This is a genomic window from Chelatococcus sp. YT9 (assembly GCF_018398315.1).
In the GTDB taxonomy this organism is placed as follows: domain Bacteria; phylum Pseudomonadota; class Alphaproteobacteria; order Rhizobiales; family Beijerinckiaceae; genus Chelatococcus.
The window spans coordinates 3,354,890-3,374,472 of the sequence record NZ_JAHBRW010000001.1; the positions used below are offsets into that span (position 1 = coordinate 3,354,890).

At 62.3% G+C, this 19,583-nt stretch carries 21 protein-coding genes and 1 tRNA gene; 13 read left to right on the plus strand and 9 right to left on the minus strand.

From position 1 onward, the window contains the following. Positions 1-169: 169 nt before the first annotated feature. A complete protein-coding gene (locus KIO76_RS15440; protein WP_213325283.1) occupies positions 170-766 on the minus strand; it encodes an LOG family protein in 597 nt (198 codons plus the stop codon). 231 nt (positions 767-997) lie between these two features. On the opposite strand from KIO76_RS15440, the gene KIO76_RS15445 reads away from it, so the two are divergent. The 7 genes from KIO76_RS15445 (at position 998) to yacG (ending at position 7,603) form a co-directional block, all read left to right on the plus strand. Beyond that, positions 998-2,419, plus strand: a complete 1,422-nt coding sequence (locus KIO76_RS15445; protein ID WP_213324092.1) for a LysM peptidoglycan-binding domain-containing protein — start codon at positions 998-1,000, stop codon at positions 2,417-2,419. A gap of 116 nt (positions 2,420-2,535) precedes the next feature. Continuing rightward, positions 2,536-4,461 (plus strand): ABCB family ABC transporter ATP-binding protein/permease, encoded by a 1,926-nt coding sequence (locus KIO76_RS15450; protein WP_213324093.1) that lies wholly within the window; start codon positions 2,536-2,538, stop codon positions 4,459-4,461. A gap of 140 nt (positions 4,462-4,601) precedes the next feature. Then, complete coding sequence (locus tag KIO76_RS15455; protein WP_213324094.1) at positions 4,602-5,300, plus strand: phosphatidylserine decarboxylase; 699 nt, start codon at positions 4,602-4,604, stop codon at positions 5,298-5,300. 46 nt (positions 5,301-5,346) lie between these two features. After that, entirely contained in the window at positions 5,347-6,213 is an 867-nt protein-coding gene (gene pssA, locus KIO76_RS15460) for a CDP-diacylglycerol--serine O-phosphatidyltransferase (RefSeq protein ID WP_213324095.1), read from the plus strand. A 223-nt stretch (positions 6,214-6,436) separates the two neighbouring features. Next, a complete protein-coding gene (gene infA, locus KIO76_RS15465; RefSeq protein WP_110378125.1) occupies positions 6,437-6,655 on the plus strand; it encodes a translation initiation factor IF-1 in 219 nt (72 codons plus the stop codon). A gap of 68 nt (positions 6,656-6,723) precedes the next feature. Then, positions 6,724-7,353: a Maf-like protein gene (locus tag KIO76_RS15470; protein ID WP_249729918.1), complete on the plus strand. Its 630-nt coding sequence runs from the start codon at positions 6,724-6,726 to the stop codon at positions 7,351-7,353. A gap of 4 nt (positions 7,354-7,357) precedes the next feature. Continuing rightward, positions 7,358-7,603 (plus strand): DNA gyrase inhibitor YacG, encoded by a 246-nt coding sequence (yacG, locus tag KIO76_RS31380; RefSeq protein WP_213324097.1) that lies wholly within the window; start codon positions 7,358-7,360, stop codon positions 7,601-7,603. 14 nt (positions 7,604-7,617) lie between these two features. On the opposite strand, the gene KIO76_RS15480 is transcribed toward yacG, so the two are convergent. Beyond that, positions 7,618-7,959: a low molecular weight protein tyrosine phosphatase family protein gene (locus KIO76_RS15480; protein ID WP_213325284.1), complete on the minus strand. Its 342-nt coding sequence runs from the start codon at positions 7,957-7,959 to the stop codon at positions 7,618-7,620. Between the two features lie 102 nt (positions 7,960-8,061). Between KIO76_RS15480 and KIO76_RS15485 the strand changes: the two genes are divergently transcribed. Next, entirely contained in the window at positions 8,062-8,415 is a 354-nt protein-coding gene (locus tag KIO76_RS15485) for an ArsC family reductase (RefSeq protein ID WP_213324098.1), read from the plus strand. 103 nt (positions 8,416-8,518) lie between these two features. Here the strand turns inward: KIO76_RS15485 and KIO76_RS15490 are convergent, their stop codons facing one another. Continuing rightward, positions 8,519-8,920, minus strand: a complete 402-nt coding sequence (locus KIO76_RS15490) for a hypothetical protein (RefSeq protein ID WP_213324099.1) — start codon at positions 8,918-8,920, stop codon at positions 8,519-8,521. Positions 8,921-9,046: 126 nt separating this feature from the next. Between KIO76_RS15490 and KIO76_RS15495 the strand changes: the two genes are divergently transcribed. Together KIO76_RS15495 and KIO76_RS31610 are read left to right on the plus strand one after the other, a co-directional pair. Next, positions 9,047-10,198 carry a glycerophosphodiester phosphodiesterase gene (locus KIO76_RS15495; protein WP_213324100.1) on the plus strand — a complete coding sequence of 384 codons (1,152 nt, stop codon included), beginning with the start codon at positions 9,047-9,049 and terminating at the stop codon, positions 10,196-10,198. A gap of 197 nt (positions 10,199-10,395) precedes the next feature. Continuing rightward, positions 10,396-11,352, plus strand: coding sequence for a DUF4214 domain-containing protein (locus KIO76_RS31610; protein WP_213324101.1), 957 nt, complete (start codon positions 10,396-10,398; stop codon positions 11,350-11,352). Between the two features lie 21 nt (positions 11,353-11,373). Here KIO76_RS31610 and KIO76_RS15505 read toward each other — a convergent pair whose 3' ends face one another. Together KIO76_RS15505 and KIO76_RS15510 are read right to left on the minus strand one after the other, a co-directional pair. Further along, on the minus strand, positions 11,374-13,233 hold the full coding sequence (locus KIO76_RS15505) for a CHASE2 domain-containing protein (protein ID WP_213324102.1): 1,860 nt from the start codon (positions 13,231-13,233) through the stop codon (positions 11,374-11,376). Between the two features lie 4 nt (positions 13,234-13,237). Further along, complete coding sequence (locus KIO76_RS15510) at positions 13,238-13,798, minus strand: FecR domain-containing protein (protein ID WP_213324103.1); 561 nt, start codon at positions 13,796-13,798, stop codon at positions 13,238-13,240. A gap of 182 nt (positions 13,799-13,980) precedes the next feature. On the opposite strand from KIO76_RS15510, the gene KIO76_RS15515 reads away from it, so the two are divergent. Further along, complete coding sequence (locus tag KIO76_RS15515) at positions 13,981-14,655, plus strand: Crp/Fnr family transcriptional regulator (protein ID WP_213324104.1); 675 nt, start codon at positions 13,981-13,983, stop codon at positions 14,653-14,655. Between the two features lie 47 nt (positions 14,656-14,702). Here the strand turns inward: KIO76_RS15515 and KIO76_RS15520 are convergent, their stop codons facing one another. The 3 genes from KIO76_RS15520 to KIO76_RS31030 form a co-directional block, all read right to left on the minus strand. After that, positions 14,703-15,797 (minus strand): class I SAM-dependent methyltransferase, encoded by a 1,095-nt coding sequence (locus tag KIO76_RS15520; RefSeq protein ID WP_213325285.1) that lies wholly within the window; start codon positions 15,795-15,797, stop codon positions 14,703-14,705. Positions 15,798-16,123: 326 nt separating this feature from the next. Further along, entirely contained in the window at positions 16,124-16,327 is a 204-nt protein-coding gene (locus tag KIO76_RS15525; protein ID WP_213324105.1) for a hypothetical protein, read from the minus strand. Between the two features lie 110 nt (positions 16,328-16,437). After that, positions 16,438-16,629, minus strand: coding sequence for a hypothetical protein (locus KIO76_RS31030; protein ID WP_249729612.1), 192 nt, complete (start codon positions 16,627-16,629; stop codon positions 16,438-16,440). A gap of 136 nt (positions 16,630-16,765) precedes the next feature. Here KIO76_RS31030 and KIO76_RS31035 point away from each other — a divergent pair, with 136 nt between their 5' ends. After that, a complete protein-coding gene (locus KIO76_RS31035; RefSeq protein ID WP_249729613.1) occupies positions 16,766-16,942 on the plus strand; it encodes a hypothetical protein in 177 nt (58 codons plus the stop codon). 529 nt (positions 16,943-17,471) lie between these two features. On the opposite strand, the gene KIO76_RS15535 is transcribed toward KIO76_RS31035, so the two are convergent. Next, a complete protein-coding gene (locus tag KIO76_RS15535) occupies positions 17,472-18,440 on the minus strand; it encodes a hypothetical protein (protein WP_213324106.1) in 969 nt (322 codons plus the stop codon). Positions 18,441-19,364: 924 nt separating this feature from the next. Between KIO76_RS15535 and KIO76_RS15540 the strand changes: the two genes are divergently transcribed. Further along, a tRNA-Phe gene (locus KIO76_RS15540) sits at positions 19,365-19,440 on the plus strand. Positions 19,441-19,583 lie beyond the last annotated feature (143 nt).

Here is a 19,583-nt window from a genome sequence, read left to right on the forward strand (position 1 = left end):
GCGCCTGCGGCGCCACCCTCCCCTGAAGGGGAGGGATCGGCACGGCGTCGAACCGCTTACCCCGCTTGTTCCGAGAGTGATGGTGATTGTCTCCGAAGCGGGGTTCCCCCTCACCCGCGCCTGCGGCGCGGCCTCTCCCGATGGGAAGAGGTGAGGGGGCGTTGATCGTTCAGAATTGGGTGACGATCGCGGCGTCTTCGCGCGGGCTCGTAGTCGACACCGCTGTCTCCAGCTGCACGATGGCATCGCGTGCACTATCGGCCACGAGATAGCGGACCTCGAGCCCCGGGCGGATGAAGCCGGATTGGCTCATATGGGCGAACAGATCGAGCAGAGGTTGCCAGAAATTCTGCGTATTCAGCAGAAGGATCGGCTTGGTATGGCGTCCCAGTTGGGACCAGGTCAACTGCTCGACTAGCTCTTCGAGCGTGCCGATGCCGCCTGGCAGGGCGATGAAGGCGTCGGCGCGTTCATACATGATCTGCTTGCGCGAATGCATGTCGGGCACGACGATCGTTTCCTGGGCGTCCTCCAGCAGGATCTCGCGATCCTTCAGAAAGGTTGGGATGACGCCCGTCACTTCGCCCCCGGCCTCAAGCACCGCGCGGGCGACTGTACCCATCAGTCCGATATTGCCGCCTCCATAGATGAGCCGGATTCCCGCATGCGCCATCGCCTGCCCCAACGCAGTGGCGTCCGAGGCGAATGCGGGATCAATTCCTGAGGCTGAGCCACAATAGACACAGATAGAGCGAATTGCAGTCATATCAAACGATGTGGCTGCCGCGGCGACGGTCGTCAAGCCCATCATCGCCAGCTCTCTCCATGGAACCGCCGCGAATGGCGATTAAGGTGTTTTTTCCGCCACGTGGGTGGAATAATGAGCTTGCTGCCATGAGAAAGTCGTTATCCGTGGAGCGAGGCTCTGGAAGCCGCCTATCTAAATGGATAGCGTCACAACAGAGGGTCATACGAGGTTCGGGGGTCTAGGGACAGAATGGCGCGCTCTCGCGGGATTCAGGTTGCTGTAGCCATCGGCGCCGCAGTAATTCTGGCGGTGCTCATCTATGTCTGGGGCGTACCCCGCCGCGCGGCGGAACCGACCGCACCCGCGCCGGTCGCTTCAGCACCCGCCGCCCCGTCCACGACGGCGACGCCTGCTCCTCAAGGAAGCGCCGGTCCGCCGGGGCAAGCCGTCTCGCCCGCGGGCGCCGGTGCTCCCCAGCAGGCATCCGCACCCCAGGCACCTGGCTCTCGGGGGCTTGGCTCTCCGGCACCCGGCTCTCGGGCACCCGGCCCTGAGATACCTGCGTCCCAATCGCCCGGCCAGGGCCAAGCCTCGACGCGGCCACAGCCTTCTGCCACCGCCCTGTCCTTCGATGTGGTGCGTGTTGAGCCCGATGGCTCGTCGGTAATCGCGGGGCGTGCCCCTCCCGGCTCCAAGGTCGAGCTTCTGCGCAACGGTCAGCCGATAGGCACCGTCGTCGCCGACGCAAGCGGGGCTTTCGCGATGGTGCCGCCCCCGCTGGAGCCGGGCACGCACGAGCTTTCGCTCCGCTGCAGCCTCGACGGCAAAACGCTGGAATCTGGCGATACCGTCTCGGTTGTCATCGCCGATGATCGCAAGACGGCACCTATGGTCGCGCTGCTATCGCCGAACAAGCCGGCCCAGGTCCTATCGCGCCCAAGCGGACAAGCAGCAGCGGCCATGACGTCTGCAGGAACCCGGACCAACGCTGCTGCGCCTCTGCCGTCCCCGGCAGCTACGGGAGCACGGCCTCAACCGGCGGCGCCGACCGCTGCTGCCGCACCCGCCGCCGGCGCATCACGGAGCGGGGTTGTCGTGGACACAGTCGAGGCGGAGGACGGTCGGATGTTTGTCTCCGGCCGCGCCGCGCCGTCGGCCACTGTCCGCCTTTATCTCAACGATAGCTACGTCGGCTCTGCCGTCACCGGGCCGGCCGGTCAGCTCTCCTTCACCATCGAGCGCGGGCTCGCGCCGGGCGAGTACCGCGTCCGACTGGACGATGTCGAGCCAACGAGCGGAGCCGTCAACTCCCGCGCGGAAGTCGCGTTCACGATGCCGGCACCGGCGGTCGTGGGAGCGGTCTCGGCACCCGCACCGGGACTCGGGGGGCCGGTGGCAACGGCGCCGTCGGTCGCGGGCACAGCTCAGCCCTCGGCAGCAGGCGGGTCTGTTATCGCTAAGGCTCCGGCAGAGAATGCGGCGTCATCGGCCGTCGTCATTCCCGAGGTAAATACGACGACAGTTGTGCGTGGTGACAACCTTTGGCGCATCAGTCGACGCGTTTACGGGCGCGGGGCCCGCTATACGGTGATCTACGACGCCAATCACAACCAGATCCGCAATCATCACCTCATCTATCCCGGCCAGGTTTTCGTGCTGCCACGCGGTTGAACGGCGAAGACCAGCGGTGCGTGCGGCCCTCGTAGACGGCGCGCGCGTCTTCGGGGCTGCATAGGCGGCCCTTTGCGCCTATATAGGGGCCGACTTAAACTTTTGGATTGTCGATCATGTTAGCGCCTACAGCCGGCGGGGCCGACCAGCAGCCCCAGTCGGGCAAACGTGCTTCCTCCGCCTTTGCGGCTACCGCCCAGCGGCTCTGGCCCTATCTCTGGCCGCATGATCGCGCGGATCTGCGCGTCCGCATCTACCTAGCGGTCGGTCTGCTTGTGATCGCCAAGCTCGTCACCATCCTGATGCCTTACAGCTTCAAATGGGCGATCGATGCGCTGACGCTTGATGCGAAGGCTGTTGAGGCAGGTGAGGCGACCCCGCTGTGGGGCAGTGCGATCGCTCTCACCGTGCTTTATGGGGCCCTGCGCATCGCCATGGCGGTGCTGACCCAGGCGCGCGACGGGCTGTTCGCCTCTGTCGCGATGAATGCTGTGCGACGTCTTGCTCTGCAGACCTTCGAACACATGCACAGGCTGTCCCTGCGCTTTCACCTCGAGCGGAAGACGGGGGGCCTGACGCGTGTACTCGAACGTGGTCGCAACGGTATCGAGGAACTCGTTCGGCTAACGGTTCTGCAACTGCTGCCGACGATCCTCGAATTCGTGCTGGTTGTCGCCATTCTCTGGCTTCAGTTCGACTGGCGCTTCGCCGCCGTCGTCGTCGCGATGATCGCCTGTTATCTCTACTATACCTACAAGGCGACCCAGTGGCGCATCAGCATACGCCGCCGCATGAACGACTCGGATTCGGACGCCAATACAAAGGCCATCGACTCCCTGCTCAACTATGAGACGGTGAAATATTTCGGCGCCGAGAAACGCGAGACTGCGCGCTACGACGTCTCCATGGAACGCTACGAGCACGCCAGCACGCAGACCTATACGTCGCTTGCCGTGCTCAATGCCGGGCAGGCCACCATTTTCACCATCGGTCTGACGCTCGTCATGGTGATGGCGGCCATCGACGTGAAGCAGGGACAGGCGACCATCGGCGATTTCGTGATGGTCAACGCCATGCTGATCCAGCTCTATATGCCCCTCAACTTCATGGGCATGCTGTATCGCGAGATCAAACAGGCGCTGATCGATATCGCGGAGATCTTTGAGATTCTCTCCCGCAGCCCCGAGATTCAGGATGTGCCGGGCGCGCAGCCGCTCGTCGTCAAAAAAGGCGAGGTGACGTTCGAGGACGTGCATTTCGCCTATCATCCCGAGAGGCCAATCCTGCAGGGCGTGTCGTTCAGCATCCCCGCGGGGCATACCGTCGCGATCGTCGGCTCGTCGGGCGCGGGCAAGTCGACGTTGTCGCGCCTTCTGTTCCGCTTCTATGCACCGTCTAAGGGGCGCATCCTCATCGATGGGCAGAACATAGCCGAGATCCAGCAGACGTCGCTCCGGGCGGCGATCGGCATGGTCCCGCAGGATACCGTGCTGTTCAACGACACCATCGGCTATAACATCCGCTACGGCCGCTGGGACGCCACGAAGGAGGAGCTCATCGCCGCCGCGCGCGACGCGCGGATCGACGGCTTCATCAGCAGCTTGCCGGAAGGCTACGACACGCCTGTCGGCGAGCGCGGGCTGAAGCTCTCGGGCGGCGAGAAACAACGCGTGGCCATTGCACGAACCATCCTGAAGGCGCCGCCCATCCTGGTTCTCGACGAGGCGACATCGGCCCTCGACAGTTTCACAGAGCGTGATATCCAATCGGCCCTGGAACGCGTCAGCCGGGGCCGCGCGACGCTGGTCATCGCCCATCGCCTGTCCACTATAGTTGCGGCCGATGAGATCCTCGTGTTGGATCAAGGCCGTATTGTCGAACGCGGCCGACATCTCGACCTGCTCGCCAGGAATGGCCTCTATGCCGCGCTGTGGAACCAGCAGCGCGAGGCCGAGGAAGCGCGCGAACGGCTGAAACGCGTCTCGGACGCTGAGGCGATGGAGGCGGCTGCCGCCGAAAGTCTGCCGGTGCCGCAGGCCTGACGGCGTTTCGGCTTCATACGTTTTGGATTGCGCTGCAATGCAGGTTTCGCCTGACAGGCGGCATGCTTAATGTGCGGCAAGGCCGTGAATTGCGGTTTTGCCTGACCAATGTGATAAAGCGCGCGAACTGGAGACATACCTTGTCCGTCTACGATTCGATCCGCAGCGGGCTCGCGCCCATTCATAAGGAAGGTTATCCCTTCATCGCCATCGCGGCGGTCGCCTCCCTTGTTCTCGGGCATCTTTGGACGCCCTTTGGGTGGATTGGCGCGTTGATCACGCTGTGGATCTGCTATTTCTTCAGAGATCCGGAGCGCGTGACCCCAGTCAGCCCAGGCCTAGTCATCGCGCCCGCGGACGGGCGTGTGAGTGCCATCGCCACTGTGCTGCCGCCGGCCGAGCTTGGGCTGTCGGAAGTTCCGATGACCCGTGTTTCGATCTTCATGAACGTCTTCGACTGCCACGTGAACCGCAGCCCCGTCGACGGACGCATCGAGCGCATCGTTTACACGCCGGGCATCTTCATCAACGCCGATCTCGACAAGGCGAGCGAGGATAACGAGCGCAACGGCCTCGTGATCTCGCACGGGGACCTGCGTATCGGCGTGGTGCAGATCGCGGGCCTTGTCGCGCGGCGGATCGTTTCCTTCGTGCGCGAGGGGGACACGCTGGCTGCGGGCGAGCGCTTCGGCCTCATCCGCTTCGGATCCCGGGTCGACGTCTATCTGCCGCAGACAGTCGCGCCGCTGGTCGGCGTCGGCCAGCGGTCCGTTGCCGGTGAGACTGTGATCGCCGACCTCGGCGTCCGTGGCGAGCCGCGCCTGTATCGCCAGAGCTGAATGCCAGCGCCATTTCCAGCCAACGCCGGGAGACCCTGGGAAGCCGATGAGTGATCTGTTCCCGCCCTTCGCGCCGGATCCGGACGAGCCCAAGCGACGGCTGTTCAAGCCGATCCCGCTGCGTCTGCTCGTGCCGAACCTGATCACGCTGCTTGCGCTGTGCCTGGGGCTGACGGCAATCCGTCTCGCGATTGAGGAGCGCCTCGAGCTGGCGATCTTCGCCATTGCCGTTGCGGCCGTGCTCGACGGGCTGGATGGACGCATCGCGCGGCTGCTCAAGGGCACCTCGCGCTTCGGCGCCGAACTCGATTCCCTTTCGGATTTCGTGAACTTCGGCGTCGCGCCGCCGATGCTGCTCTACGTCTTCATCCTGCACGACATGCGCTCGCTCGGCTGGATCGCGGCACTCGTCTTCGCCATTGCGGCCGCCCTGAGGCTCGCGCGCTTCAACGTCATGCTCGACGATCCCAATCGTCCTGAATGGCAGAAGCAGTTCTTCGTTGGCATGGCCGCCCCCGCGGGCGCGGTCACGGTGATGCTGCCGCTCTATCTCAATTTCGTCGGCATTCCCGGCGGCGGGTTGCCGGCGCCGGTTGTCGGGGTCTACGTGATCCTCATCGCTTTCCTGATGGTGAGCCGGATCCCGACGTTCTCCGGCAAGACATTCGGCAGTCGCGTGCCGCGCGAACTTGTGCTGCCGCTCTTCGTCTTGGTGGTCCTCTTCGCGGCCCTGTTCGTCAGCTTTACGTTCGAGGTGCTGGCGGTCTGTACGCTTGCCTATCTCGGCGCGCTACCCTTCGGATTCATGCGCTATCGGGCCCTTGAGAAGGCGGACAGGCTTGAGAAATCAGCGCTGCGTGCCGATGGCGTGAAAACGTCGTCGGGCCCTGATGGTGCACCGCCCGCCGTGTGATCGCGTGGCCCCAGTCAGTGAGTTTTGCACGACCGAAGTGCGGCGGCGGTTGCATTCGTCGGCCGGGCGGTCCACTGAAAGATGATGTTGAGCTGACAAATATGTCGATTCGCGTTGAAATCGGCTATACCTCTGCGCTCAGCATCCCAGGTTCACAATATGTCGCGTATCGAGTAGGGTCCGCGCCGTCCCATTGTGACCAATAGTGACCGCAAGGAATCGAATGTCGAAAGAAGAGCTCCTCGAGTTCCCGGGAGTTGTGACGGAACTGCTCCCCAATGCGATGTTTCGCGTCAAGCTCGAGAACGACCATGAGATCGTGGCCCATACCGCCGGCAAGATGCGCAAGAACCGCATCCGCGTGCTGACGGGCGACCGCGTTCTCGTTGAGATGACGCCTTATGATCTGACCAAGGGCCGGATCACCTACCGTTTCAAATAGTTTATTGCCTGACTGCAGCGCATTTGGCCCGGGAGAGCTACGCCTTGGTTTCCACCCTCGACGCATCCTTGTCGGCGAGTTGGCGTCCTAAGCTCATATTGGCCTCGGCTTCGCCGCGCAGGCTGGCTCTTTTGCAGCAGGTCGGCGTCGAGCCGGACGCGTTGATGCCCGCCGATGTCGACGAGACCCCGCTGCGCGGCGAGAAGCCGCGCGACGTCGCCCGCCGGCTGGCGCGCGACAAGGCGGAGGCCACCCGCCGCTTGGCAGAGCGGCAGCAGGAGCTTGCGAGCGCCTTCATCCTCGCGGCCGACACGGTCGTTGCCGTCGGCCGGCGTATTCTTCCCAAGGCTGAAACCGTTGAGGACGCCGCCCAGTGCCTGCGCATGGTGTCGGGGCGCGGACATCGCGTCTATTCTGCGGTGCACCTCATCACCCCGCAGGGCAAAAGCCGCCAGCGGATTGTGGAGACGCGCGTGCGCTTCAAGAACCTGTCACAGGACGAGATGGAGAGCTATCTCGCCTCGGGCGAATGGCGCGGCAAGGCGGGTGGCTACGCCATTCAGGGGCTCGCCGGTGCCTTTGCCGTGAAGCTCGTTGGCTCCTACACGGCCGTGGTCGGCCTGCCACTCTATGAAAGCGTCAACCTGCTGGCCGGCGAGGGGTATCCCGTTCGCCTGTCATGGCTGAACGCGGCGTGAGGCAATGGTGCCGATCGCTGACAACGACAATGCAAGCGGCGCGGACCACCCTGGCGGCAGCGGGGCTGACGATACCAAGCCCTGCCCGATTTGCGGGAAGGCCTCGACATTGCGGTGGCGGCCGTTCTGCTCCAAGCGCTGCGCAGATATCGATCTCAACCGATGGTTGTCGGGGGGGTATGTGATCCCCGCGCGCGACGACGACCCCCTCGACGACGAGAGCGATGAAGGACCAACGACCGAACGTTGAGTCCGGTTATCCCCTCAGGAGCTGATATAGCGCGGCACCTTCTTCATGAGCAGCGCGATCAACAGCGGGTCCATGAAGTCGTAGTGGTCGGGAATGTCGAGGCTCGCTACGCGCTTGCCTTTGAGATGCTTGCCAAATCGCGCGGTCAGCTGGGCCTTATGCGCCCGCTCCATGACGAGAATCGTGTCCGCCCATTCAATATGCTCTGGCGACACTCTTTCGTCCGCGTCCGGACTGAGACCCGCTGAGGCTGTCTCGATGCCGGGCTTCTCTGCACTGGGCCAAGAGGCGAATATCTGCTCAGCGGTGGGGCTGCGCAGCCTGTTACGCCGACAGATGAAAAGTACGCGCTTCATAAGGGTCCGTTGGAGGGAATAGCGCCATCGATAGGCAGGCGTGAGCTTGGCTGATATAGACACCGTGCCTTCGGGATGGAACGTCTTTCGGAATGGAACGCTATGGTCGACCCGCTGCCAATTTACGGCATCAAGAACTGCGACACGATGAAAAAAGCACGCTCCTGGCTTGAGGGCCACGGCATCGCTTATACCTTCCACGACTACAAGGCCGAAGGCATAGACGCAGGGCATCTTAAGGCCTGGGTTAAGGCGGTCGGTTGGGAAAAGCTCCTGAATCGGGCGGGTACGACATTCCGCAAGCTGCCAGACGGTGACCGCGCGGATCTCACGGAAGAAAAGGCCATAGCGCTGATGCTCGCTCAGCCGTCGATGATCAAGCGCCCGGTGCTGTTGGTCGGCGGGAGCCCGCTCGTCGGCTTCAAGCCCGAGGAATATGAGAAGCGGCTCCTATAGGGCGGCTTCCATCGAATTCGCGGAGCGCCAGGATGATGCCCGACTTGCACCCGCTCGGTCTGCGATGGCTGGCCGGTGTTCCCGCATCAGCAGATCCTGTTTTTCACGGCTTCGGGGCGACGACGTTGATGTTGACGCCAAAAACATTCACGCGGTCCCCGGATGTCACCGTATAGCTCGCGCTATCGGTCGCGCCCACCCGGGCCGGTGCCTGATAAAGAACGATACGCGCGGGAAATTCCTTCCCGGCGCAGTTGCCGTTGCGTACCCGCACTTTCGCGTCGCGGACCGCCAGCGTGCCGGCGGATGGAATTTTGTCGACCCGGATGTCGACGAGGGGCTTGGGACTGCAATCCGGAAAGGCGCCGGAATGAACCGACAGCTGGCTGGTCTTGCCAGCCGGCACGTCGATTGTTCGCAGTGTCTGGTCCTGCGCGAGAGATGGCGTGCCCGTTGCTAAGCTGATGTACAGGGCGGCAGACAGGATCGGTATGCAAATCTTCATGGCGGTACCTCCCGCATCGATCATAGCAAGTCTTGCGATTTCCGACAGGCGACCACCGCGGAAGGGCCGTTATCGCGCCGTCATATCCGCTGCCTAGGGTGCGCGGACGTCCTGGAGGATCCGTCCATGCTGCGCCTGTCACTGCTCGCTGCTACCGCTATCGTTACCGCCTTTGCCACGCCCGCGCCATCGCTGGCGCAGGGTGCGGCCGCGACCGCCACCGTGATCGCGCATCGCGGTGCGAGCGGCTACCGGCCCGATCACACCATCGAAGGCTATAAGCTTGCGATCGAGCAGGGGGCGGATTTCATCGAGCCGGACGTGGTGTCGACCAAGGACGGCGTGCTCATCGTCCGCCATGAGCCCATGCTCTCGGGCACCACAGACGTTGCCGATCGTACGGAGTTCGCGAGCCGCAAAACGACGAAGAAGCTTGACGGCGTGGATGTCACGGACTGGTTCGTCGGCGATTTCACTCTCGCCGAGATCAAAACCCTCTTCGCGAAGCAGCCGATGGCCGGCCGCGACACGAGCTTCGACGGCAAGTTCCGCATTCCCACCCTCCAGGAGGTCATCGACCTCGCCAAGGCCGAGAGTACCCGCCTCGGGCGGCCGATCGGCATCGCGCCGGAAACCAAGCATCCTACCTTCCATCAGCAGGCTGGCCTTCCGCTGGAGGACAAGCTCCTCGCCATGTTGGCCGCCGCTGGATGGACATCGAAGGACGCGCCCGTCGTCATTCAGAGCTTCGAGGTCGGCAACCTCAAGTATCTGCGCGGCAAGACCAATGTCCGCCTCGCGCAGCTTGTCGATGCCGACAACGTCGGGCCGGACGGCGAGATCGTCCTCGCCGTGCCGCTGGCGCAGCCCTACAACTTCGTGGTCGCCGGCGACAAGCGCACCTTCAAGGATCTCGTCACCCCGGAAGGGCTGAAGGAGATCGCCACCTATGCCGATATCGTCGCGCCCTGGAAGCCTTACATCCTCTCGGCGAAATATTCGGACGTCAATGGCGACGGCAAGCCGGACGATCTCAACGGCGACGGCAAGCTCGACTGGGCCGACCGCACGCTCCTGCCGCCGACCGAAGTGGTGAAGAACGCCCATGCACAGGGCCTCAAGGTCTTCACCTGGACATTCCGCGCGGAGCCGCGCAACCTGGCCTCGAACTTCAAGGGCGATCCGGTCGCCGAAATCCGCGCCTATATCGACCTTGGTGTTGATGGCGTGTTCAGTGACTTCCCGGATGTGGCGGTGAAGGCCGCACGTGGCCACTAGCCCGGTCGTTGCCGGCGCATCTGGTATTTTCCGGCGGCCTGCGCCGATGTGCGGGCCGGCCTTGCCTCCTGGTAACCATTGGCGATATGGCCCCTGAATGTCTCGCGCGATGCCGTGCGCGTCCGGGGCGCGCTGGGGTAGGCGTTGCGGCAACCGTCTGGTAGTATTTTTTATTACCATAGGGACCGGAGGCGACCGTGGTTGATTTCACCGAATATTTCAAGACATCTGCCCATGATGTGGTTGATATCGGCGTGCCGAACTCCATTACATACGGTTTGGGAGGGAATGATCGGCTGAAGGGTAATACAGACGCGGTCTTCGTCGTAGCTGCGGGGGGCTGGGGAGACGATATCTACACGTCCGCCAAAGGTCTCATGGTTGTGGCCGACCACGGCGGGGGCTATGATAAGATTGATCTCAGCGATTTCCTATCATCAGGTGATAATACGAAGGCCGGGACGATTGACGGCGGCAAGCACTTGATATTGATCAACGAAACTACAGTGTCTGCCGTTATCATCGCCAACTGGCGGGATGCGAACTACAAGGTCGAAGAGCTTCACGCTGCCGGACAGGTGACCTATATCGACCAGTTCATACAGATCGTCGACCAAGATCCGACCATTTTCCCCGACATGAAGTTTTCCGACCTCGCGACCGCTTACGATGGGAAGTTTGCCGCAGTGGCTGACAAGGCCAAGTTCGAGTCGATGCTCGGCCTCATAGAAAGCCATGACCTCGCGGCGACATTGCAGGCTGAGGCGCAGGGCGTCGGCCGCCTCTACGAGGCTGGTCTCAACCGGATGGCGGATATCGGGGGGCTCAACTTCTGGTACGATGCCTACATGGAGTGGGGACGCGACAAGATAACACTTGCAAGGGCAATAATCGAAAGCGCTGAGTTCCAGCAGAATTTTGGGAATGCTTACACGCAATCCGCGGAAAGCTATATCAACGTGCTTTATCTGAACGTTCTCGGAAGAAAGAGCGATGCAGCTGGTGCCTTTTACTGGACGGAGCTGTTGAATACGGGCGGCATTTCGCGAGAGGGCGTGCTGATGGCCTTTGCTGACAGTGCCGAGAACATGGCTCAGAGCACCTATCTCGCCGGCATCGTCGATGCGGGCGGCGGCGAATGGGCGTTTAGCTGACGCGTCGAGACGCTCGGGCGCTTATGGATGCGCTGGCGCCTTCGCCGTCGTCCGCACGGTGACGGGCTGGTTGCGGCCTCGGATCGGCACCTCGATGACTTCGGGAAAGTTGTCGATCGTGCCGCTTCGGCTTGCGGCCCGCACGATGTCGTCGGTGACGACAGTCGTCACGTTGAGGCTCTTGGCGACCTCCTGCAGGCGGCTTGCCACATTGACCGTATCCCCCGTCGCCGTGACCTGCTGATGGCTATGTCCGCCGAGGCGCGAGACGATGACGGGTCCAAAATGCGCGGTGAGCCGGGCGAGAGGCTTCCCGCGCGCTTCGCTCGCGGTGGGCATGACCCATGTTCCGAGCTTCTCCCGGAGGTCGTCCAGCGCGCGCAAGGCCCGCGCTGCGTCATCGTCGTGACGCTCGGGAAACCCGAAAAGGATCATCGCGCCGTCACCCATGAAGGTTGCGACGAAGCCACCGTGGGAATCGACCACCTCATCGACAAGCATATGGAAGCTTTTCAGCACCTCCCGCGTGCGCTCGGCCCCCAAAGCTTCCGACAACCCGGTGTAGCCGGCCAGATCCACAAAGATCACTGCCGCATCCTGTGCTATGGGTTCGGCGAGGAAGGCTGGGTCCTGCGTCAGCCGTGCGGCTATCGGACGGGGCTGAAATGGCATCAGACGCTCCTCAACGCCGACGAGATAGCGCACGGTTCTGCGTTCCTGCCACAGCCGTAGTGCCCCATACGCCATGGCGACGGGCAGCATCGCGACCAGGGGCAGCGTTGTGCTGAGCCAATAGCCGTGGGCGAAGGCGGCAAGGGTGAGTGCTATCCAGGCGGCGGCCAGCAGCACGCAAAGCCCAAGACCCGCCACCGGCCGGCGCGTGCCCATGAGGATCACGGCCGCCACCGCAAGCATCACGGACATGGCCGCATCGAACCAGCGTATTGCCTGGCTGCGGAGCAGCCCATCGCCGGCGAGAAGGTTGCCGATTGCTGTCGCCAGCACCTCCACCCCAGGCACGACGGGTGAGAAAGGGGTTGGGAAAGTGTCACCACTGCCCGTCGCCGTCGTGCCCACGACCACGGTCCGGCCAGCGACGTCCGGCGGCGAAGAGCTCATGAATTTCGTGGCGCTTATGGTTGGTATCGTGCCGCGCGGCCCATAGAAGCGCAGCGTGAGATGCTGACCCAAATCGAGTGCAATGCTGTGAGCGCCGAGGTTCAGGCTTTCGCCTTCAAGGCGCGGCGTCGTGCTGGTCGCGAGGGCCGCGGCAAGCAGGACGAAGGAGGGGATCACGCCGTCTCGTCCGCGATAGATCATCGGCAGGTGGCGGGGCATGCCGCCGACATCCGTGGCGACATTGACGAGGCCGACCTCCGCCGCGTTTGCGAGCGGAGCGACGGGCCACATGATGCTGCGCGGGCGCGGGACGGGGGCCGTCACACTGCCGGTGAACGGCCGTTTCGCTTCTGCGGCATCGAACAAGGCTGCCGCAGCGATGACGGCGGGCACGCGGGCAAGTGCCTCTGCCAGAGCCTTGTCCTGTGCGGGGGTGCTGCTATCGACAAACAGGAGATCGACGGCAACTGCTTTCGGATTGCGCCGCGCAATTGCATCGATCAGGGAGGCAAGCTTTTCGCGGGGCAGGGGGTACGCCCCCATCTGCCTGACTGCCTCGTCGTCAATGGCGACGACGATCACCTCCGGGGGAGGGGCCTTGCCGGGTGTCATCAATGCACGGAGATCAAGCGTTACTGCCTCGATCCGGTCGAACACGCTGGCACGCCCGGCCACATGCCAGTGCACGACATATGCAGCCCAGCTGATCGCCAGCCCGATCGCGAGCGCGAAGGACAGCTGCGCGACGTGGCGGCGGCGCATGGCGTCAACGCCCGAAGCGTGCGAGCAAAGCAGCCACGCGGGCGGCACCCCAACGGTTGACGACGAGCGGCGCGCGGCCGGGGGCGACGTCGACACCTTCACCAGCGGTCAGAACCACGCCGCGCCCACCTCGGGCGCGTGTGACCCCGACGCGGCCCTCCTGTACGAAGACGGCACTTTGCGCAGGCGTGACATCGACAGCCCAGGTTGTGCCGCGCACCGATGCGACGGCATGCGGGGTCTGCACCTGGAAGCGCCTTTGGCCGGAACGTTGATACACGATATAGATCGCGCCAGCGCTGACTTCCACTGCATCGGGCTCATCATCGCCATTGTCGTCGACGAGCCCGGCGCTTGCGCCGCTGGCGACCTCGATGGTGACGCTGCGGCAGCGCAGGACGGTTTGGCCAGCGGAGCCGGCGCTCGTCGCGCAACCGGCCGACTGGGCGTGGACCGGGCCGGGACTCGCGATACCGATGCAGGCGGCGAGCGATGCCCCGAGAAGCCCCGTTGCGCGCGTGATGCTCGCCGCTTGCCGCAAGGGGCCGTAGCGAAGGATAATCATTAACGCTACTCCATGGCCGTCTGGAAAACCTCGACGGCCCGTTGTAAATCTTCGGCAGCCGCCTCACGCGCTGTGAACGGAGGTGCTGCGGAAGCATCATGATCTTCTCATGAAAAGGCTGGCCTTTCACGTATATCCGGCGAAAGCTGTAGTGTCTGGTACATTCCCCCTGTGGGTGAGCGATGCAGAGAAACGATCATGATCGTTGGCTCGCTTCTTCTGCCATTTTCGGCGGGCTCGATGAGGCTTGCCTGACGCGGATCGCGCAGGAGGTGCAGGTGCTGCGCTTCCCCGCCGGGACTTGTCTGTTTCGGCAGGATGATGAAGCCGACGGCCTGTACATCCTCTCCGAGGGACTGGTGAGAATTCATATAGGCCATCGCGACGGACGCGAACTGACGTTAGCCTTGCTGGATCCCGGCGACGTAATCGGCGAGATCGCACTTCTGGACGGGCTACCCCGTACGGCGACGGCTACTGCACTCGCGCCGACGCGTACCGTCTTCGTCGGACGGAAGGCTTTCCTCCGGCTGTTGGAGGAAATCCCTCAGATCGCGATCCACGTAATTCTGGTTCTGTGCGACCGGCTCCGGCAGAACACCGAGCAACTCACGGCAAACGCATTTCTCGACCTGCGTCAGAGATTGCTGAAACTGTTGCATGATCTCGCGGTTGCCCACGGTCATATCGATGCGCAGCGCGCGACCGTTCCCACACGCTTTACCCAGACGGATATCGCGCAGATGCTCGGTGTCACGCGAGAGGCGGTCAACAAGCAGTTCCGCGCCCTCTCGCGTGACGGCGTGATCGAGATTTCTGCGGGGGCGATCGTCCTGGCTCGTGGCCGGGAGGGATAAGCCGCCCGAGCCCCGAATTGTGGACCATGTGCCCACTGCGGGCAACTTCAGGAAACCCGGGCGATGAAATAGGCATTCATCGGATCATGCGGCAGGCGATGTACGACGATGTCGGAGAAGCCGGCCTCCCGGAGCATCTGCTCGGCGAGTTCCACGCCCCACATGGCGCCGAGGCCTGCCCCGCCTTGCCCAAGCGAAACCGCCATGCAGTGCATGCAGGAAATTGTGTAGAGGAAGGCTCCGAGCGGGCGCCCGCCGTTTCGTTCGAGGTGACTTGAACCATCGATGTCCTGCATCAGATAGATGCCTCCGGGCTTCAGCGCTCGCGCAAAACCGGACAACATGCCTGCGGGATCCTTCTGGTCATGAACCGCGTCGAAAGTCGTTATGAGATCGAAGCGTCCGGCCTCCTCATAGGCGGTCATATCCCGAACATCGAACCGGATGTTGTCGAGCCCCAGGGCTGCGGCCGCCGCGCGCCCGGCAGCCAGCGCATCGTCGTTGAGATCGTAACCGACGAAACGCGAACGGGGAAAGTGCTGGGCCATGGCCACAAGCGCGCGGCCGGAGCCACATCCGGCATCGAGTACGTCAATGCCCGCTTCGAGCCTCTCCGGGAGCTCAGGCGCGAGCGGCAGAATGTGCTCGAACAGCGGCGCCACGACGGTCTGCGCGCTCTCTTCCGCCATCAGGGCGTGAAAACCGGCATATTCGCAGTAACGGGTACCGCCGCCCCGCCGGAAGTGTTCAATGATGGCATCTTCCGAGCGCGACAGCATAGGGACCCATTGCGCGGACACAGCAAGATTGTTCGGGCTTGCCGCTCGTGTCAGCCAAGCCGCATGCTCAGGGGGAAGACTGTAAAGCTTCTTGAATGGATTATAGGCCGCTATTCCAGCAGTCACCATGGCGCCGAGCCATTCCCGGACATAGCGCTCGTCAAGGCCGGCTGCCGTGGCTATTGCGTTGGAGCTAGCCGGCTTCATCGATGCCATGACATCGAAGAGGCCGGTACGATGGCCGACCGATGTCATAAGTGTCACAGCTGCTTCGTTGATGGTGTTCATCATCCGCTCGGCAAAGGCTTCCGAGCGGGCGCTGTCGAATGCTGCCCCCGCGGATTGTGCGGCGTTCTCTTGCATACTCACTGTCGCGCTCCCTATGCGTGAGCCGGCCGAGGACAGGCCGGCTGCTCGAAGGGAAAGCTACGCGGATCAGGCGGAATGCGCTGTGAACGCGTTCACGCCGAAGCGGCCCCAGCCACATGGTCGATCCTGGGGGGAGGGATCGTGCAGCTGGAGCCTACCCTCGGGGGAGGGTGTGCGAACCTAGCATGGCTTGCTGAATGCGACCTGAATATGGTCGGGTTCAAGTTGTGAAAACCGGTCCCGCGGGACTGTCTTAGGAGGCGCGGCCCGAGAGCCAAATACCAGAGCAAATCGGCCGGCCGGGGCCTTCATACCGGCGCTCAGGATTTCAATGCGATGCTTGAGCCGGGGAACGACGGCGTCCCGGGTGCGCCCTGTTCCCGGGCATCATCCGAAACACGCTCGATACTGCCGATCTGATCCAGCTTTCGCAGCGCGTGCACAAACAAATCATCAAGATCGGTATTGCATTGCAGGGCAATTCTTAGCGCATCGCCTGCGCCTTTTAAAATCGGGTCATCCATACGCAATAGGCTTTCGAATTTAAAAGGTTCGCTATCCTCCAGCTAGCTACAACTTCAAGCGCGCACATTTGTTCCGCGCGACAGGCCGGCCATGTGGAGTTTTCCGGCGGTTACTGCGGTGCCGTTTCGCTCACGTTCGCCATCTTGGTTGCAAGTTCATAGCGAAAACCCCCCGGTTCATACCGCAGCAGGACTTCACCTCCGAAGTCTTGCGCGACGATCCGCTCGAGGAGACGAGATCCGAAGCCGGTACGCCGGGGTGTCTCGACCGGAGAGCCATCCTCCTCAACCCATCGGAACATAATAGATCATCACTGCTCGGCCGCCCGATCTTCCACGACACATGGACGCGGCCATCGGGAACGGACAGGCGCCGGCATTGCGCTCGGCGAGTACGCGCGAGGTCGTTTCGATCACCGTATCCATGATGCCGGCAATATGACCCTGCTCATCCCGGAACGGGCTGTAGCAGAATGTGAACCAGGCTTGCTCAGGGTAGGCGTCGCGTTCAAGGACAAGTGGAAAATCCTCAACGAATATGGCTTCCCCCGCGTAGGCGTTGTCGATGAGGAGACCGATCTCCGACCACGCTTCAGACCAGATGGCGCTGAGTGAGCGTCCGAGGCAATCGCCCTTGTCGCGGAGGTCGGGCGAAAGGCATCATTGAAGAGAGCGGTATAATCCGGTCTCGAGACGATGCATTTCGGGAAGCGCGAGTTCACCATCATACCAACGGCGGTTTTGAGGGCGGTCGGCCACCCTTGGATCGGGCCAGGCGACGTTGCGCTCCAGTCAAAGGAGCGGATCGCCTCGCCCACCTCGTCACCGCCGTTCAGAAATTTTGTTGGCAACAGCATCGCTCCCGATTGCAGTTCGCAATTAGGATGAACGCCGGCCATATGGAAGATTGAGCCTCAGGAGCGTCGCCGCACGCGAGTCTGATCCGCTGAACGCTGTGCTGACAGACCAATGTGCCCTCGACGGCGGATGCCAGAGAACATGACGATGTTGCCGGCGAGCGAACCAGCCTCGGCGTCACTCCGCGGTGTCTCGATGGTCATGGGCTCCTCGGTAGCGGCCTCACCGGAAACGATCTCTCCGGGACCTCCGGCGGGGTCGCTTACCTCCCGTTCGAGGGGAGCGATTAGCTGCTCAGCGTATCATCTTGGAGAAATCCCTCCTGAACACCGACCTTAGCCACGGGGGCGCCACTAGCGGCGGGGTTAACCTCAAGCGTTAGCTGCGAGATCGGCACCTGCCTCGGTTCTAGCCAGCCTTCGAGCTGAAGCTCGACCGTTTCTGTGATGGGATCTGGTGCGGCGGACTGCAGCTTGCGGAGGTCTATGGTTTCGCCGCCCGCGAACTCAATCAGTTCGACGTTCGTGATCTTCTTGTGCTCCATAGACCCGGCGTCCAGCTGGCGCTTGATATGCCATTCGGCCGATCGACCATCTCCGGTTACCGTGTATTCCGCGCGGGTGAGTGGCAGCCTGATGGTGTCCACGTTACCGCCGCCGTCGAACTTGTCATCGCCTCCCTTCGCCACAAAGTAGTCCTTGCCCTCGTAGCCGCGGATCATGTCCGGGCCGTCGCTACCCAGAAAGGTATAGTTGTGGTCCTGATCGACCCCGTAGGGCGTCGCGTAGCCATTGAAGCGCGCGATCGTCGTTTTGACAGAGTGCTGGCCAGGCTCGGGATCATCCTCTCCATACTTCACAAACCCCAAGGTGTCGCCGACATCCGTGAGAAATGCGGCTCCGAGCATTCCCGAAGTCGAAATCTCTTGGCCGTTGAGGGTCTGTCCATCGTAATGCAGGACAGGCTGAAGAATCGCGATCGCCTTGTCTAGGACGTCGCCGAACGCTTTGCCCTGGGCGTCCGGGGAGGCGAGAAACTGCTCCTTGCTGGTAATGCCGTACTTGCCGGTCCAGCCGCTGCTGTAATCATTATCCGTAGCATCGTGGTCTGGACGGACCATTCCGATCAGCTCGAGCCACAGCTCATCGAGCGCGAACCGGCCCAACCGGTTGGAGGCATCTACGGCCTTGTAATCGTTGGATGACCGATATTGGCCGATCGTATTGATGAAGTCATTGAATTGCCCGCGGTTCATATGAATATAATCCATCTATGTAAAATACAAGTACAGATAATATTTATACGTTCCATAATATGCATCTCATATTGTGCATTGTGTCGTGCGCTATCGGCGCGCGACTGGAGCGCGGTGAGAGCGATGCGCATGGGGGCTTTGCGCTCGCCGAGGGTGCCAGCGCCGGAAGGCAGGGTCTGATAGGCGGACTGTCAAATAGCGGCGTTCGTATCCCGGTCTGCGGCGCTGCGAGCACTCTGCGTGCATCGCGGGTTGCCGCCAGCGCACATATCCCCGCGCGGAGGGAAACGGCAGAGGTCAGTCGCGCGCCTATTCTGATCGTTGGCCCGGATCCTCGGTCGCGGCTTGGCCGGAAGCGATCCCATCGGGGCTTCTGGCCGCTTACGAGATCTAGCCCCTAAAACGCCATGACGTTCACAGCGATTCAGAGGCCGATAAACGGGTCCTCTTGTCCATCGCTGCTCCCGACGCCGACCGGTGTACCGCGCATGTCCCAGCCTCCAGATAGTATGGCGGGATGACCCGGGAGATCGCTTTTTGCTGCACGTTCCAATCGGCCTCGATGCTTATTTTTGGTAGTTGGCATGGAAGGCGGCAGTCCGCGCAAGTCGATGCTTTCAGGGAGCTCGAACGTAATCAATTCGACATTCCTGATAACCTTATGTTCCTTGAACGAATGCTCTGAGCCCTGTGAACGTCAGCGTGACGGATTTCTGCGCGCAAAATTCTCGAAATGGCTGTATCTCAGGCTGGCCGCGGTAGCCCGCGTGCGACGGGAGGTGCCAAAGCGCTCTCTATCAACAGGGAATGCGCTTATCCGGAGAGACTTGTGTGAAGATCCAATTCTGCCTCTGGACAGAGCGGAAGAGCCTCTCTATAAGCCCCCCTACGTTCTGCGGTTCGATCCATTCGAACGGCAGCAGCGCCCGGGTAGCTCAGTTGGTAGAGCATGCGACTGAAAATCGCAGTGTCGGTGGTTCGATTCCGCCCCCGGGCACCACTTGCCCCTCCCCAGCTCGTTTCAGCCTAGCTCAATTGGTGGCAACGCGCCCCTGAAACCCTTCCCGCGCAAAGGCTTTGCCGTCCCTAACGGTGTTCAGGTCGTTTCAGCCATGCCTAGCTGAAGGCAGCCCAGCTCACGCA